Raw genomic sequence first — 15085 nt, 5'->3', positions numbered from 1 at the left:
TGCAATGACGACGATTGCCGAAATGCCCGCAGGGTTCGCCGACAAGGTGCTGTCGGCGCAGTCAACGTTCCGCTCCGTGATGGATGCGATGGCGCGCCCGGGCAGCGTGCAGCGCGTCGCCGCTGATGTCGGAACGCCCGCCGGCATGATGCGCGGCGCGGCCGCGATCGCGCTGACGCTGTTCGATCACGACACGCCGATCTGGCTCGATGCCGCGATGTCGGCGACACCGGACGTCGCCCGCTGGCTGAAGTTTCACGCCAGCGCGCCGGTGGTTACGGATTCCTCGATCGCAAGCTTTGCGCTGATCGGCGATGCCGCGAACCTGCCGGCGCTGGAGCGTTTCGCGTTCGGCAGCAGCGAATATCCTGACCGGTCGACCACGCTGATCCTGCAGGTCGACAGCCTGACGCAAGGACCGGCCTTCGAGCTGAAGGGTCCCGGCATCGACGGCAGCGCACTGTTGCAGGCGATGATCAAGCCGCGCGACCTGTTCCAGCGGCTGTCGATCAATGAGGTTCTGTTCCCGCGCGGCATCGATGTCGTGCTGGTCCATGACGAAAACATTGTCGCGATCCCGCGCACCACGCGGCTGATCGCAAGCGGAGTGTGAGCGATGTATGTAGCCGTCAAGGGAGGCGAGCGCGCCATCGAGAACGCTCATCGGCTGCTCGCGCATGAGCGGCGCGGCGATCGCGATGTGCCCGAGGTGACGCTGGCGCAGATCTCCGGGCAGCTCGCGCTCGGCGTCGATCGCGTGATGACCGAAGGCTCGCTCTACGACCGCGAGCTCGCGGCGCTCGCGATCAAGCAGGCGCGCGGCGACATGATCGAGGCGATCTTCCTGGTTCGCGCCTTCCGCGCCACGCTGCCGCGCTTCGGCGCCACCGAGCCGGTCAACACCGGCGAGATGCAGGTGCGGCGGCGCATCTCCTCGACCTTCAAGGACGTTCCGGGCGGTCAGATCCTGGGGCCGACCTTCGACTACACGCATCGTCTGCTCGATCCGCAACTCGCGGAAGGCTTTGTGCCGGAGCAGCCGGCGACCGCGGAAGCCTCGCAGGCGGCAACTCCACGGGTCACCGACATTCTCGGTCGCGACGGCCTGATCGAATCGTCGCCGCAGGCAGATAGCGACGCGGCGGTCGGCGACCTCACGCGCGAGCCGCTGAGCTTCCCGGCCGATCGCGATCTGCGGCTGCAGAACCTGGCGCGCGGCGACGAAGGCTTCCTGCTCGCGCTCGGCTATTCGACGCAGCGCGGCTACGGCCGCAACCATCCCTTCGCCGGCGAGATACGCTTCGGCGAGGTCGAGGTCGAATTCTCGACCGAGGACGTCGGCTTCGCGGTGCCGCTCGGCTCGATCGAGCTCACCGAGTGCCAGATGGTCAACCAGTTCAAGGGCTCGACGACCGAGGCGCCGTGCTTCACCCGTGGCTATGGCCTCGCCTTCGGGCAGAGCGAGCGCAAGACCATGTCGATGGCGCTGGTCGATCGCGCGCTGCGCGCACGCGAGCTCGGCGAGGAGGCGGGAGTGCCGGCGCAGGACGAGGAGTTCGTGATGTCGCACTCCGACAATGTCCAGTCGACCGGCTTCGTCGAGCATCTCAAGCTGCCGCACTACGTCGACTTCCAGTCCGAGCTCGGCCTGCTGCGCAAGCTGCGGCAGGAGTTCGCGGAGGCCAACGAGGCGGTTGAAATGCAGGAGGCCGCGGAATGAACGCGCCGACATACAATTTCGCCTATCTCGACGAGCAGACCAAGCGGATGATCCGCCGCGCGATCCTGAAGGCGATCGCGATCCCCGGCTATCAGGTGCCGTTCGCCAGCCGCGAGATGCCGATGCCGTACGGCTGGGGCACCGGCGGCGTACAGGTGACAGCGGCGATCCTCGGTCCCGACGACGTGCTGAAGGTGATCGACCAGGGCTCGGACGACACCACCAACGCGATCTCGATCCGCAAGTTCTTCGGCAAGACCGCGGGTGTCGCGACCACGACGTCGACGACCGACGCGACCGTGATCCAGACCCGGCACCGCATTCCCGAGGCGTCGCTGCACGCCGGGCAGGTGCTGGTCTATCAGGTGCCGATCCCCGAGCCGCTGCGCTTCCTCGAGCCGCGAGAGACCGAGACGCGGCGGATGCACGCGCTCGCCGAATACGGGCTGATGCACGTCAAGCTCTACGAGGACATCGCACGCTTCGGCCACATCGCGACCGCCTACGCCTATCCGGTGAAGGTGAATGCGCGCTACGTGATGGACCCATCGCCGACGCCGAAATTCGACAATCCGAAGATGGACAATTGCGCGGCGCTGCAGCTGTTCGGCGCCGGCCGCGAGAAGCGCATCTACGCGATCCCGCCCTACACCACGGTGGTGTCGCTGGATTTCGAGGATCATCCGTTCACGCGCTACCGCTTTGATGCGCCCTGCGCGCTGTGCGGCGCCGATAATTCCTATCTCGACGAGATCGTCACCGACGACAAGGGCGGGCGGATGTTCGTCTGCTCCGACACCGACTTCTGCGAGCAGCGCCAGGCCGCCGGCCATCACGGCACCGAGAGCGCGGCGCCGCACAAGGAGAAGGCGCATGTCTGAGCTTTCGAGCCTCGACAACGATCAGCCGCTGCTGGTGGCCGAGGGGCTTGCCAAGAATTACGGCCGGCTGCCGGCCTGCCGCGATGTCTCGTTCGCGCTCTATCCCGGTGAGGTGCTGGCGATCGTCGGCGAGTCCGGTTCGGGCAAGTCGACGCTGCTGCAACTGCTCTCCGCGCAGCTCGCGCCGAGCGCGGGGCGGGTGTCCTACCGGATGCGCGACGGCGTGCTGCGCGATCTCGCCGAGCTCGGCGAAGCGGAGCGGCGCTTCCTGTTCCGCACCGACTGGGGCTTTGTGCATCAGGACCCGGCGCAGGGCCTGCGCATGGGCGTGTCTGCCGGCGCCAATGTCGGCGAACGGCTGATGGCGGTCGGCTGGAATCACTACGGCCGGATCCGCGACACCGCGTCGACCTGGCTCGATCGGGTCGAGATCGATGTCGGCCGCATCGACGATGCGCCGAAGACCTATTCGGGCGGCATGCGGCAGCGGCTGCAGATCGCGCGCAATCTCGTCACCGAGCCGCGGCTGGTGTTCATGGACGAGCCGACCGGCGGCCTCGACGTCTCGGTGCAGGCGCGCCTGCTCGATCTGATGCGCAATCTCGTCAGCGAGCTCGGCCTTGCCGCCATCGTCGTGACCCACGATCTCGCGGTGGCGCGCCTGCTGTCGCATCGCGTGATGGTGATGAAAGGCGGCCGCGTCATCGAGACCGGTCTCACCGACCAGGTGCTCGACGATCCCCGCGAGCCCTATACCCAGCTGCTCGTTTCCTCGATACTTCCGCCATGAGCTTGCCAATGACCGCGATGATCGAACTTGCCAACGCCGAGAAGACCTTCACCATGCATCTGCAAGGCGGCGTCGAGCTGCCCGTGGTGCGCGGCGTCTCGTTCCACGCCGATCCCGGCGAGTGCGTGGTGCTGTCGGGCCCGTCGGGCGCCGGTAAATCCTCGATCCTGAAGATGATCTTCGGCAACTATCGCTGCGACAGCGGCCGGATCGGCATCCGCCATCGCGGCAAGGTTGTTGACCTCGCGACCGCCGAGCCGCGCCAGGTGCTGAGCATCCGCCGCTCGACCATCGGCTATGTCAGCCAGTTCCTGCGCGCGGTGCCGCGGGTGGCGACCATCGACGTCGTCGCCGAGCCTTTGATCGCCAACGGCGTGGCGCGCGAGGAAGCCCGCGAACGCGCCGGGCGCCTGCTGCGCCGCCTCAACATCCCGGAGCGGCTGTGGACGTTGCCGCCCTCGACCTTCTCCGGCGGCGAGCAGCAGCGGGTCAACATCGCGCGCGGCTTCATCTCGGACCTGCCGATCCTGCTGCTGGACGAGCCGACCGCTTCGCTCGATGCGGCGAATCGCGCAGTGGTGGTCGAGCTGATTGCGGAGAAAAAGACCAAGGGCGTCGCGATGGTCGCGATTGTCCATGACGACGAAATCCGCCATCTGATTGCCGACCGTATCGTCGATGTGACCTCGTTCGCCGCTGCTGCCTGAAGGACCGATTGAAATGACCGCCAAGCAAGACACCATCGTCGGCAACGCCCGGCTGGTCCTCGCCGATCGCGTGATCGAGCAGGGCTGGGTTGCGATCGCTGATGGCAAGATCGCCGAATTCGGCGAGGGCAGGGCGCCCGAGGCAGCGGAGGACGCCGGCGGCGATCTGCTGATGCCCGGGCTGATCGAGCTGCACACCGACCATCTCGAAATGCACTACGTGCCGCGGCCGAAGGTGTTCTGGAATCCGGTCGCCGCCGTGATCTCCTATGACGGGCAGCTCGCGACCTCAGGCATCACCACGGTGCTGGATTCGCTGCGGGTCTGGCGCGAGGACGGCGCCGAGGATGTCGACGGCCGCGCCGGCGTGCTGGCGGCGGCGATCTCGGCCGCGCGCGAGGAGGACCTGCTGCGCGCCGATCACTTCCTGCATCTGCGCTGCGAAGTGCCGATGCCCGATGTCGTCGCCGAGGCCAAGGAGCTGATCGACCGGCCGGATGTGCGGCTGATGTCGCTGATGGACCATACGCCGGGCCAGCGCCAGTTCCGCGACGAGGTCAAGCTGCGCGATTACTACCGCGGCAAGGGCGGCGGCATGACCGACGCCCAGCTCGACGTGCTGTTTGCGCGCCGCTTCGCCTATCAGAAGGACTATGCGGTGGCGAACACCCGCGCGATCGTCGCGCTGGCGCATCAGTACAGGATTCCGCTGGCGAGCCACGACGACACCACGGATGAGAACGTGGTCGATGCCGTCAACGACAAGGTCGCGGTCGCGGAGTTCCCGACCACGATGGAAGCGGCGCGCGGGCTGCACGCCGCCGGCATCGACATCCTGATGGGCGCGCCGAACGTGGTGCGCGGTGGCTCGCACTCCGGCAATATCGCCGCCGTCGATCTCGCCAATGAGGGCATGCTCGATATCCTGTCGTCGGACTACATCCCCTCCAGCCTGCTGATGGCGGCGCTGCAACTGCCGCGGCATGTGCCGGCGATCGATCTTGCCGCCGCCGTGCGCACCGTGACCAAAACGCCGGCCGAAGCGGTCGGGCTCACCGATCGCGGCGAGATCGCCGTCGGCAGGCGCGCCGATCTGATCCGCGTCCACGTCGCGCGCGATCTGCCTGTCGTGCGCAGCGTCTGGCGCGAAGGAGCCAGGGTCGCATGAGCGATGTCCCTGCCGTCGCCGCGCAGCACGCCGGCACGATCGGTCCCGGCCGGTTGATCCTGGTGGTCGGCCCGAGCGGTGCCGGCAAGGACACGTTGCTGGCACTGGCGAAGGCGGCCTGCGCCGATGACCGTGACATCGTGTTTCCCCGCCGCCTGATCACCCGCCAGGCCTCGGCGTCGGAAGACAATGAAGAGGTGAGCGCGGAAACCTTCCAGCGCGCGGTCGCCGCCGGCGACTACGCCATGCACTGGGAAGCGCATGGCCATCGCTATGCGCTGTCGCGGGCGATCAACGATGAGATCCGCGCCGGGCGCACCGTGATCGCGAATGTCTCGCGCACGGTGATCGCGGCGGCACGCCGCAAGTATGCCAATGCCATCGTGGTGTCGATCACGGCGCCGCCGGATGTGCTGGCGGCGCGGCTGGCTGCGCGGGCACGCAGCAGCGACGGCCTGCTCGCGCAGCGGCTGGCCCGCACCGTCGACGAGAGCACGTCGACGCCTGATTTCACCATCGTCAATTCCGGCACCGCCGACTATCACGCGCGACAGCTTGTCCGCATCATCAAGGGCGAGCGCTGGGACGAATAGCAAGAGACGAGTAGCCACAAAGGAGAACAGCACGAATGTCGGTGATCTCTACGATCGAGCAGCTTGAGGCGATCTACGGCTTCCCGAACGACGCGTCGACCGTGAAGGTCGCCGATCACGTGACGCCGCTCTATCGTGTGCTCATCGAGAAGTCGCCATTCGTGTCGCTTGCGACCTCGGGGCCCGAGGGGCTCGATTGCTCGCCACGCGGCGACCTGCCGGGCTTCGTGCGCATCCATGATGCGAAGACGTTGATGATGCCGGATCGCCGCGGCAACAATCGCTGCGATTCGCTGCGCAACATCGTGCGCGATCCTCGCGTCGGGCTGCTGTTCCTGATCCCGGGCTCGGGCAGCACGCTGCGCGTCAACGGCCGCGCCTATGTCACGGCCGAGCCGGGGCTGCTCGCCTCTTTCAAGATGGAAGGCAAGGCGCCGCGGACGGTCATCGTGATGAATGTGGACGAGATCTATTTCCAGTGCGCCCGCGCGATCGTGCGCTCCGACCTCTGGAATCCGGACAAGCAGGTCGATCCGAAGGCCCTGCCGACGCCGGGCCAGATCCTCACCGAGATGAGCGAGCACACCGTCGGCGGCGAGACATACGATCGCGAATGGCCGGAGCGCGCGCGACAGACGATGTGGTGAGGCCTCTTCTCCCTCGCCCCGCTCTTGCGGGAGAGGGTTGGGGTGAGGGGTCGTCCCACGATGATGGTGACAGTTGTGCACGCGGCAGCTCCCCCTCACCCGAATTCGAGCTGCGCTCGAATTCGACCTCTCCCCGCAAGCGGGGCGAGGTGACTTTCGACGGCTTCGCCGATTCGTATGGCTAGGCCTTCGTCTGCTCCTCGAACGCCTTCAGCGACACCGCTGCGATCTCGCGCAGTGTCTCGCGGTTCGCACCCGAGGAGGCCATCACGCACATGCCCGATGTGACCGCGGAGAGATAGCGGGCAAGCATGGCCGGATCGACGTTTTCGCCGAGGTCCCGTTCGGCCTTGGCGCGGACAAAGCGTTCGCGCAACTGGTCTTCGGTGCGGGTGCGGCGCGCCGCCAGTTCGAATGGAACATTTTCCGAGCCGGTGCCGCAGGCAAGGCCGCCCTGGACCAGCAGGCAACCGGGCGGGTTGGCGGGATCGGTCTGGGCGTCCGCGTGCTCCATCAGGAATCGTTCGGCCACCTCGCGCGCGGTCGAGGCGCCCACAACCTTTTCCATCCAGGCGTCGCGCTTTTCGGTATAGCGGTCGAGCGCGGCCTTCAGCAGGCCTTCCTTGCTGCCGAAGGCGGCGTAGAGGCTGGGCGGATTGATGCTCATCGCCTCGGTGAGCTGCGCGATCGTGGTGCCCTCGTAACCGTGGCGCCAGAATACGTCCATGGCCCGGTCCAAAGCGGCATCGGCGTCGAAAGCGCGGGGGCGTCCCATTCCCATTTCCAGTTACTCCGTAAGCCGGGTGCCGTTTCTGTGACGGCTTGTCCCTAGCTTATCCTCTTGTTGCACGTGATGTTTTTCCGCGTCTTCCCATTTCCCCACGAATGAGATAATAAATTCATAGTGCTCGATACATAAGTATCTTGCGAACCGGCGTCCAGCTCCACATCTGTAGCGAACACTACAGATCTCTGGAGCGCGTGAATGCCCTCGTCAACCCAAAATCCTCGTTCCGGCCGTTTCCGACGCGTCGTCGGCGGTGTCGTGATCCTTGGCGCCCTCGGCCTGGCCGGTTCAATCGCGACCGGCCACTATTTCCATGCTGCGCAGGCGACCGCTACCGCCGCCGCGCCCGAACCGGCGGTCCCTGTGACCGTCGCCGTGGTGCAGCCGCGGCCGACCACCCTGTTCGATGACTTCTCGGGCCGGCTCGAAGCCGTCGACCGCGTCCAGCTGCGGCCGCGGGTGGCGGGCGCGATCCTTTCGACCAACTTCACCGAGGGCGCGCTGGTGAAGTCCGGCGACATCCTGTTCAAGATCGACCCCGCGCCTTACGCGGCCGAGGTCGACCGGGCCCAGGCCCAGCTCGAGGCGGCCAAGGCCCGCGCGGTGTTTGCCGCAAACGAGGTCGAGCGCGGCGCGCAACTGGTCGGCAACAACATCGTCACCAAGCGCGATTTCGACCAGCGCGACAACACCAATCGCGAGGCGATCGCCAACGTCAAGGCCGCCGAAGCCGCGTTGCAGACCGCAAAGCTCAATCTCGACTACACCGAGGTCCGCGCACCGGTCGACGGCCGGGTCGGACGGATCGAGGTCACCGTCGGCAATCTCGTCGCGGCAGGCACCTCGTCGCCGGTCCTGACCTCGCTGGTCTCGGTCAATCCGATCTATGCGAGCTTCGATGCCGATGAGGAGGTCGTGCTGCGTGCGCTGAACTCGATCGCGGACGCGTCCGGCAAGCGCGGCAACCTCGATCAGATCCCCGTCGACATGGTGACGTCGGGCGGCCTCAGCGCCAAAGGGCACATCCAGCTGATCGACAACCAGGTCAACGGGCAGAGCGGCACCATCCGCGTCCGCGCCGTGTTCAAGAACGAAGACGGCCGGCTGATCCCGGGCCAGTTCGCCCGCGTGCGCATGGGCCAGCCCCAGCAGCAGACGCTGGTGCTGGTCGACGAGCGCGCGGTCGGCACCGACCAGGACAAGAAGTTCGTCATGCTGGTCGGCGACGACAGCCGTGCCGTGTACCGCTCCGTCACGCTCGGCGGCGCGGTCGATGGCCTGCGGATCGTCACCGCCGGCCTGAAATCCGGCGACCGCATCGTCGTCAACGGCCTGCAGCGCGTGCGTCCCGGCGCACTTCTGAAGATGGAAGTCGCCGAGATGGGCGCGCGCGGCATGCAACAGGCATCCACTGAAACCAACCAGCACGTCGTGCAGCGCTAGGCGCTGCACGCGGGGGCGGAGCCATGAATCTCTCAAAATTCTTCATCGACCGGCCGATCTTCGCCGGCGTGCTATCGATCCTGATCTTCCTGGCCGGCCTGATCTCGCTGGTGGCGATGCCGATCTCGGAATACCCCGACGTGGTGCCGCCGTCGGTCGTGGTACGCGCGACCTATCCCGGCGCCAATCCGAAGGTGATCGCCGAGACGGTGGCGACGCCGATCGAGGAGCAGATCAACGGCGTTGAGGGCATGCTCTATATGTCGAGCCAGGCGACCACCGACGGCGCGATGACGCTGACGGTGACGTTCCGGCTCGGCACCGACCCCGACAAGGCGACCCAGCTGGTGCAGAACCGCGTGCAGCAGGCCGAGCCGCGCCTGCCGGCCGTGGTGCGCCAGCTCGGCATCATCACCAAGAAGAGCTCGCCCGACCTCACCATGGTCGTGCATCTGCTGTCGCCGAACAACCGCTACGACATGACGTATCTGCGCAACTACGCAGTGCTCAACGTCAAGGACCGGCTGGCGCGGATCGACGGCGTCGGCGACGTCCAGCTCTATGGCGCCGGCGACTATTCGATGCGGGTCTGGGTCGATCCGCAGAAGGCCGCCGAACATGCGCTGACCGCAAGCGACGTCGTTCGCGCAATCCAGGCGCAGAACGTCGAGGCTGCCGCCGGCGTTGTCGGCTCCTCGCCCAGCGTCAAGGGCCTCGACCTCCAGCTCTCCGTCAACGCCGAGGGACGGCTGTCGACCGAGGAGCAGTTCGGCGACATCGTGGTGAAGACCGGCTCGGCCGGCGAGGTGGTACGGCTGCGCGACGTCGCCCGGATCGAGCTCGGCGCCTCCGAATACGGCCTGCGCTCGCTGCTCGACAACAAGCAGGCGGTCGCGATCCCGATCTTCCAGGCGCCGGGTTCGAACGCGCTGGAGATCTCCGACCACGTCCGCGCGACGATGGCCGAGATCAAGAAGAACATGCCGGAAGGGGTGACGTACCAGATCGTCTACGATCCGACGCAATTCGTGCGGTCGTCGATCGAGGCCGTCATCCATACGCTGCTCGAGGCGATCGCGCTCGTCGTGCTGGTCGTGATCCTGTTCCTGCAGACCTGGCGAGCCTCGATCATTCCATTGATCGCGGTTCCGGTGTCGATCGTCGGCACCTTCGCGGTGATGCATGTGTTCGGCTTCTCGATCAACGCGCTCAGCCTGTTCGGCCTGGTGCTCGCGATCGGCATCGTGGTCGACGACGCCATCGTCGTGGTCGAGAACGTCGAGCGCAACATCGAATCCGGCCTGTCGCCGCGCGATGCCACCAACCAGGCGATGCGCGAGGTGTCCGGCCCGATCATCGCGATCGCGCTGGTGCTGATCGCGGTGTTCGTGCCGCTGGCCTTCATCTCCGGCCTGACCGGGCAGTTCTACAAGCAGTTCGCGCTGACGATTGCGATCTCGACCGTGATCTCGGCGATCAACTCGCTGACGCTGTCGCCGGCGCTGTCGGCGCTGCTGCTGAAGGGGCATGACGAGCCGAAGGATTGGCTGACCCGCGGCATGGAGAAGTCGCTGGGCTGGTTCTTCCGCGGCTTCAACAAGGTCTTCACCAAGTCGTCCGAGAACTACGGCCGTACCGTCACCAAGGTGATCTACGGCAAGGCCGTGGTGATCGGCCTCTACGTGCTGCTGATCGGCTTGACCGGCGTGCTGTTCAAGCAGGTGCCGAGCGGCTTCGTGCCGGGGCAGGATAAGCAGTATCTGGTCGGATTTGCCCGGCTGCCTGACGGCGCCACGCTGGACCGCACCGAGGAAGTGATCCGCAAGATGAGCGACATCGCGCTGACCCAGCCGGGTGTCGAGAGCTCGGTGGCATTTCCCGGCCTGTCGATCTCCGGCTTCACCAACTCCTCCAACGCCGGCATCGTGTTCTCGACCCTGAAGCCGTTCGACGAGCGCAAGGATCCGTCGCTGAGCGGTCCGGCGATCGCGGCAGCGCTGAACAAGAAATATGCCGGCATCCAGGATGCCTTCATCGCGATGTTCCCGCCGCCGCCGGTCAACGGCCTCGGCACCATCGGCGGCTTCAAGCTGCAGATCGAGGATCGCGCCGGCCTCGGCTATGAGGCGCTGAACGACGCGACCAAGGCGTTCATGACGGCGATGCAGAAGGCGCCGGAGATCGCCGGCGTGTTCTCGAGCTTCCAGGTCAACGTGCCGCAGCTGTTCGCCGACATCGATCGCACCAAGGCGTTGCAGCTCGGCGTGCCGGTCACGGAGGTCTTCAACACGCTGCAGATCTATCTCGGCTCCTACTATGTCAACGACTTCAACAAATTCGGCCGCACCTATTCGGTCTATGTGCAGGCGGACGCGCCGTTCCGTGCGCGTGCCGACGACATCAGGCAGTTGAAGGTCCGCTCGTCGTCCGGTGACATGGTGCCGTTGTCGGCGCTGTTGAAGGTCCGCCAGAGCGCGGGTCCGGAGCGAGCGATCCGCTACAACGGCTTCCTGTCGTCAGACATCAACGCCGCTGCGGCGCCGGGCTTTTCGTCCGGCCAGGCGCAAGAGGCGGCAACGCGGATTGCGGCCGAAACGCTGCCGCCGGGCTTTGCCTTCGAATGGACCGACCTGACCTATCAGGAGTTCATCGCCGGCAACTCCGGAATCTGGGTGTTTCCGCTCGCGATCCTGTTGGTGTTCCTGGTGCTCGCCGCGCTCTATGAGAGCCTGGCGCTGCCGCTCTCGATCATCATGATCGTGCCGATGGGCCTCTTGGCTGCGATGTTCGGTGTCTGGCTGTCGAAGGGCGACAACAACGTCTTCACCCAGATCGGCCTGATCGTGCTGGTCGGATTGTCGGCCAAGAACGCCATCCTGATCGTCGAATTCGCGCGCGAGCTCGAATTCGCCGGGCGCTCGCCGATCCGTGCCGCGATCGAGGCCAGCCGGCTGCGGCTGCGGCCGATCCTGATGACGTCGATGGCGTTCATCATGGGCGTGCTGCCGCTGGTGCTGTCGACCGGCGCGGGCTCGGAGATGCGGCGCGCGATGGGCGTCGCGGTGTTCTCCGGCATGATCGGCGTCACCGTGTTCGGCCTGTTCCTGACGCCGGTGTTCTATGTGCTGCTGCGCACTGTCACCGGCATGAAGCCGCTGACGCAGCACGGCGAGGCGACCATTCCCGGAAAGGCACACGCGGCATGATACCGGTTGTGCAGAGCGTTTTCGAGCGAAGTGGATACCGGTTCGCGTGAAGAAAACGCGTCAAAGCAAGAAATGAGAGCTTCGGTTTTGATCGAATCAAAACCGAAGCTCTCGCTCGTGTCAGTTTGAAGGGAATCAGGCTGCGATATCGAGCAGCAGAAGTGACGAACCGCGGACCAGCACCTTGCGGCCCGCGGGCGTCAGTTCAAACGAATCGCCGCGCACGGCGACATAACCGAGCGTGATCAGGCTCTCGACGGCGAACCGGTTCAGCCGTGAAGGGTTCGCTGCGGGAGCCCGCAACGCTTTCAGCGCATCCCACTGATCGGGTCTGAGTTCGAATTCTTCGCTCATTGGTCCAGGCACTCCAGAAGTTCTTGGGGTGCGAGATACAGAGCGCAGATGAATTTCGTGCGACCACAACGAGTCAGGATTTCGATTTATGTGGACACGCCGTCACATCGCCGTGTCATTGGAATACTTCAATTTTTTCGAATCATTGCGGCGCAACAACGCGTGATGTTGTCACAGAGATTAACCGCACACCGTCACACAGGTTAATCGCGAGGATTAACCGGGTTAATCGTCTCGATTAACCGGGCTAATCGCGAGGATTAACCGGCCAGGTTCCTCACTATCCATTAACCGCGCCGCACGCTGGCGCCGCCATCGACCGGCAACGTCACACCGGTGACGAAATTGGCCTCATCCGAGGCGAGAAACAGCGCGGCATTGGCGACGTCCCAGCCGGTGCCCATCTGGTGACGCAGCGGCACCTTGCTGTCGCGCTCCGCCTCGACCTCGGCGCGGCTCTTCTTGAATTCGCGTGCGCGCGTGTCCACCGCCATCGGCGTGTTCATCAACCCCGGCAGGATCACGTTGGCGCGAATGCCATATTGCGCATTCTGGTAGGCGAGCTGTTCGGTGAAGGCGATCATGGCCGATTTGGTCGCCTTGTAGGCGACATAAGGATAGGTTGTGATCGCGGCCATCGACGAGATGTTGATGATCGAGCCGCGCTGCTGCTGGCGCATGATCGGGATCACGTGCTTGGCGGCCAGGATGCAGCTCTTCAGGTTGATCGCGACGCAGCGGTCGAATGCCTCCTCGGTGATGTCGAGCAGCTCGGCATCGCCGCCGGAGAGGCTGACACCGACATTGTTGTGCAGGATATCGACGCTGCCCCAGCGGCCATGCGCATCCGCCACCATCGCCTTGATGTCGGCGTTTTTGGTGACGTCGGCCTTGAAGGCAACCGAAGTGCCCCCGTTGGCCGCGATCAGGTCGACGGTCTCCTGCGCCGATGCCAGATTGTGATCGACGCACAGCACCTTGGCGCCTTCGCGCGCGAAGGTCAGCGCGGTGGCGCGGCCGTTACCGATGCCTTCGCCGGGGCTCTGGCCGGCGCCAACGACGATGGCAACGCGATCTTGCAGGCGCATGTCACTTCACTCCCGGGATCGGGTACTGCTGCAGTACCTCTTTGTAGCTTGGCTCGTTGTCGATCTGCATGGTGGCGAGCACGCGCACCACGGCGCAGTAGAAGGCGATGGTCAGCACCAGGTCGGTCATGTGCTCGTCGGTCAGCTCTCGCTTGATCTCGGCGAAGGTCGCCTCCGACATTGCGAGCTCGCGCACCATCTCGCGGGCACCTCTGAGGATCGCCTTCGCCAGCGGCTCGAGCTTCGACGGCTTGCCCTCGGTCTCCGCGATCAAGCCCTGGATGTCCTCGTCGGTGACGCCGAACTCCTTGCCGATCTTCACGTGGTGGGTGAACTCGTATTCCGACTTCTCGAGCCAGCCGACCTGCAGGATTGCGAGCTCGCGCAGCCGCGGGTCGAGCTTGCTCTTGAAGCGGATGTAGCCGCCGATGCCGTTGAAGGCGCGCGCCATGTCCGGCGAGTTGACCAGAAGCTTGTGCAAATTGGTGTTGCGCTTGAGCATGTCGCGATATTCGGGGGCGACCTGGTCGGCTTCGAGATAGGGCAGGCGGGCCATTGTTGTTGTCCTTGGTTCGGCGGCTTGCGGAACAGGCGGCTGTTGCTTCAGCCGTAGAGGGCTTTGTGCTCGCGCTCGTAGTTGGCGTAGGAATCCTTCATGCTGGCGCCGTTGAGCAGCATGGTGGCGACCACGGCGTTGTCGGCATCGAACACGCTCGAGCGCACCCACATGCTCTCGGTGCGCTTGCTGCCCGAGAGCGCGACGACCTCGCGCTCGACCCAATAGGTCTCGCCCGGAAACAGCGGCCCGCGCACCAGCCGGATCTCCTGATCGGCGAACAGCCCGACGGCCGGACCACGGACCGGTAGCCGGGCCTCGCGCGCGCGGTACTGGAACAGCACGCTCAGCATCTCCATCGGGATGATTGCGCGGCCCCAGGGATTGTACTCCAGCGAATAATAGTCCGAGGGCTCGGTGATCACCTTGAGCTTGTCGGCCAGCGAGAACGGATAGAGATCGCCCATGTTCTGGTCGAAATCCATCCTGATCGGCTGCCGCGGCGTCTTCATGCCGACCTTGATGTCGGCGAGGATCACGGGATCGGCCAGAGGCTTCAATTCGCCGAGCCGGTGGGAGAGCGCGGTTTCGCTGCCGTCACCGTCGATCGAGGCGGTGCCGCGCAGGATCTCGGTGCCGTCGCGCTTGATCATCCCGATGGTGCAAACGGTCTGGCCCGGCTTCGGCTTCTCGATCTGGGCCTGCACCTCCTCGCCTTCGAACACCGGATTGCGGTAGTGCGCGGACAGGCACCCGGTCATGAACCAGGCGCGGCCCCAGATCCGCTCGCACAGCGGCGCGAACTGGCTGAAATGGGTCGGTCCCTCGATCGTGCCGCCGCGGAAGCCGAGCTTCTGCGCGGTTGCATCGTCGTGGATCGAAGCGTGGGAGTCGTAGGTCTGGGCCTGAAGCATCTGCTTCGGGCTGCGCCAGGGACCCACCAGCAGATTGCCGTTCTCCACGATTTCCGTCGTGAATGCGGATTCGACTTTAATCATCCTTGGTCTCCCTTTGCGCGCCACCGTTTCAAAGATGCCGGGGGTCTGCAAGCCTCGCAGAGCAAACAAGGCCTCGCAGAGCCACAAGGCCTCGCATCCGCAACATGAGATATGTGCTGCGGCCATGGAACGGGGCTGTTCATGCAT

At 65.3% G+C, this 15085-nt stretch carries 15 protein-coding genes; 10 read left to right on the top strand and 5 right to left on the bottom strand.

What is annotated here, in order from left to right; all coding sequences use genetic code 11:
* Positions 1-4: 4 nt before the first annotated feature.
* Genes phnH through ACE10Z_RS33015 form a run of 8 tightly spaced genes read left to right on the top strand, consistent with a single transcriptional unit; the run spans position 5 to position 6506 of the window.
* Positions 5-613, top strand: coding sequence for a phosphonate C-P lyase system protein PhnH (gene phnH / locus ACE10Z_RS33050; RefSeq protein WP_375784529.1), 609 nt, complete (start codon positions 5-7; stop codon positions 611-613).
* 3 nt (positions 614-616) lie between these two features.
* Positions 617-1720, top strand: a complete 1104-nt coding sequence (locus tag ACE10Z_RS33045; protein WP_375784528.1) for a carbon-phosphorus lyase complex subunit PhnI — start codon at positions 617-619, stop codon at positions 1718-1720.
* Positions 1717-2601 carry an alpha-D-ribose 1-methylphosphonate 5-phosphate C-P-lyase PhnJ gene (locus ACE10Z_RS33040; RefSeq protein WP_342712666.1) on the top strand — a complete coding sequence of 295 codons (885 nt, stop codon included), beginning with the start codon at positions 1717-1719 and terminating at the stop codon, positions 2599-2601. The genes ACE10Z_RS33045 and ACE10Z_RS33040 overlap by 4 nt, the downstream gene beginning before the upstream one ends.
* A complete protein-coding gene (gene phnK / locus ACE10Z_RS33035; protein ID WP_050423104.1) occupies positions 2594-3391 on the top strand; it encodes a phosphonate C-P lyase system protein PhnK in 798 nt (265 codons plus the stop codon). Before ACE10Z_RS33040 ends, phnK begins: the two co-directional genes overlap by 8 nt.
* 8 nt (positions 3392-3399) lie before the next feature.
* Positions 3400-4098 (top strand): phosphonate C-P lyase system protein PhnL, encoded by a 699-nt coding sequence (gene phnL, locus ACE10Z_RS33030; protein WP_375784527.1) that lies wholly within the window; start codon positions 3400-3402, stop codon positions 4096-4098.
* 13 nt (positions 4099-4111) lie between these two features.
* Complete coding sequence (locus ACE10Z_RS33025) at positions 4112-5266, top strand: alpha-D-ribose 1-methylphosphonate 5-triphosphate diphosphatase (protein WP_375784526.1); 1155 nt, start codon at positions 4112-4114, stop codon at positions 5264-5266.
* Entirely contained in the window at positions 5263-5859 is a 597-nt protein-coding gene (gene phnN, locus ACE10Z_RS33020; protein ID WP_375784525.1) for a phosphonate metabolism protein/1,5-bisphosphokinase (PRPP-forming) PhnN, read from the top strand. The genes ACE10Z_RS33025 and phnN overlap by 4 nt, the downstream gene beginning before the upstream one ends.
* Positions 5860-5894: 35 nt before the next feature.
* Positions 5895-6506 (top strand): pyridoxamine 5'-phosphate oxidase family protein, encoded by a 612-nt coding sequence (locus ACE10Z_RS33015; protein WP_375784524.1) that lies wholly within the window; start codon positions 5895-5897, stop codon positions 6504-6506.
* A gap of 181 nt (positions 6507-6687) precedes the next feature.
* On the opposite strand, the gene ACE10Z_RS33010 is transcribed toward ACE10Z_RS33015, so the two are convergent.
* Positions 6688-7287, bottom strand: a complete 600-nt coding sequence (locus ACE10Z_RS33010; RefSeq protein ID WP_375784523.1) for a TetR/AcrR family transcriptional regulator — start codon at positions 7285-7287, stop codon at positions 6688-6690.
* Between the two features lie 204 nt (positions 7288-7491).
* On the opposite strand from ACE10Z_RS33010, the gene ACE10Z_RS33005 reads away from it, so the two are divergent.
* Together ACE10Z_RS33005 and ACE10Z_RS33000 are read left to right on the top strand one after the other, a co-directional pair.
* A complete protein-coding gene (locus ACE10Z_RS33005) occupies positions 7492-8736 on the top strand; it encodes an efflux RND transporter periplasmic adaptor subunit (RefSeq protein ID WP_375784522.1) in 1245 nt (414 codons plus the stop codon).
* 23 nt (positions 8737-8759) lie between these two features.
* Positions 8760-11942 carry an efflux RND transporter permease subunit gene (locus tag ACE10Z_RS33000; RefSeq protein ID WP_375784521.1) on the top strand — a complete coding sequence of 1061 codons (3183 nt, stop codon included), beginning with the start codon at positions 8760-8762 and terminating at the stop codon, positions 11940-11942.
* 135 nt (positions 11943-12077) lie between these two features.
* Here the strand turns inward: ACE10Z_RS33000 and ACE10Z_RS32995 are convergent, their stop codons facing one another.
* The 4 genes from ACE10Z_RS32995 to ACE10Z_RS32980 form a co-directional block, all read right to left on the bottom strand.
* A complete protein-coding gene (locus ACE10Z_RS32995) occupies positions 12078-12296 on the bottom strand; it encodes a hypothetical protein (protein WP_028334528.1) in 219 nt (72 codons plus the stop codon).
* Positions 12297-12583: 287 nt separating this feature from the next.
* Entirely contained in the window at positions 12584-13384 is an 801-nt protein-coding gene (locus ACE10Z_RS32990; protein WP_375784520.1) for an SDR family NAD(P)-dependent oxidoreductase, read from the bottom strand.
* 1 nt (position 13385) lies between these two features.
* Entirely contained in the window at positions 13386-13940 is a 555-nt protein-coding gene (locus tag ACE10Z_RS32985; protein WP_375784519.1) for a carboxymuconolactone decarboxylase family protein, read from the bottom strand.
* 47 nt (positions 13941-13987) lie between these two features.
* Complete coding sequence (locus ACE10Z_RS32980) at positions 13988-14938, bottom strand: hypothetical protein (protein ID WP_375784518.1); 951 nt, start codon at positions 14936-14938, stop codon at positions 13988-13990.
* Positions 14939-15085: the final 147 nt, after the last annotated feature.

This window comes from Bradyrhizobium sp. Pha-3 (assembly GCF_042258615.1).
Taxonomy (GTDB): Bacteria; Pseudomonadota; Alphaproteobacteria; order Rhizobiales; family Xanthobacteraceae; genus Bradyrhizobium.
This window is presented reverse-complemented; position numbering and strand designations above follow the sequence as displayed.

Bases quoted from the DNA above. Each gene is read 5' to 3' on its own strand.
- phnH (WP_375784529.1), top strand. From the start codon at position 5: ATGACGACGATTGCCGAAATGCCCGCAGGGTTCGCCGACAAGGTGCTG.
- ACE10Z_RS33045 (WP_375784528.1), top strand. From the start codon at position 617: ATGTATGTAGCCGTCAAGGGAGGCGAGCGCGCCATCGAGAACGCTCAT.
- ACE10Z_RS33040 (WP_342712666.1), top strand. From the start codon at position 1,717: ATGAACGCGCCGACATACAATTTCGCCTATCTCGACGAGCAGACCAAG.
- phnK (WP_050423104.1), top strand. From the start codon at position 2,594: ATGTCTGAGCTTTCGAGCCTCGACAACGATCAGCCGCTGCTGGTGGCC.
- phnL (WP_375784527.1), top strand. From the start codon at position 3,400: ATGACCGCGATGATCGAACTTGCCAACGCCGAGAAGACCTTCACCATG.
- ACE10Z_RS33025 (WP_375784526.1), top strand. From the start codon at position 4,112: ATGACCGCCAAGCAAGACACCATCGTCGGCAACGCCCGGCTGGTCCTC.
- phnN (WP_375784525.1), top strand. From the start codon at position 5,263: ATGAGCGATGTCCCTGCCGTCGCCGCGCAGCACGCCGGCACGATCGGT.
- ACE10Z_RS33015 (WP_375784524.1), top strand. From the start codon at position 5,895: ATGTCGGTGATCTCTACGATCGAGCAGCTTGAGGCGATCTACGGCTTC.
- ACE10Z_RS33010 (WP_375784523.1), bottom strand. From the start codon at position 7,287: ATGGGAATGGGACGCCCCCGCGCTTTCGACGCCGATGCCGCTTTGGAC.
- ACE10Z_RS33005 (WP_375784522.1), top strand. From the start codon at position 7,492: ATGCCCTCGTCAACCCAAAATCCTCGTTCCGGCCGTTTCCGACGCGTC.
- ACE10Z_RS33000 (WP_375784521.1), top strand. From the start codon at position 8,760: ATGAATCTCTCAAAATTCTTCATCGACCGGCCGATCTTCGCCGGCGTG.
- ACE10Z_RS32995 (WP_028334528.1), bottom strand. From the start codon at position 12,296: ATGAGCGAAGAATTCGAACTCAGACCCGATCAGTGGGATGCGCTGAAA.
- ACE10Z_RS32990 (WP_375784520.1), bottom strand. From the start codon at position 13,384: ATGCGCCTGCAAGATCGCGTTGCCATCGTCGTTGGCGCCGGCCAGAGC.
- ACE10Z_RS32985 (WP_375784519.1), bottom strand. From the start codon at position 13,940: ATGGCCCGCCTGCCCTATCTCGAAGCCGACCAGGTCGCCCCCGAATAT.
- ACE10Z_RS32980 (WP_375784518.1), bottom strand. From the start codon at position 14,938: ATGATTAAAGTCGAATCCGCATTCACGACGGAAATCGTGGAGAACGGC.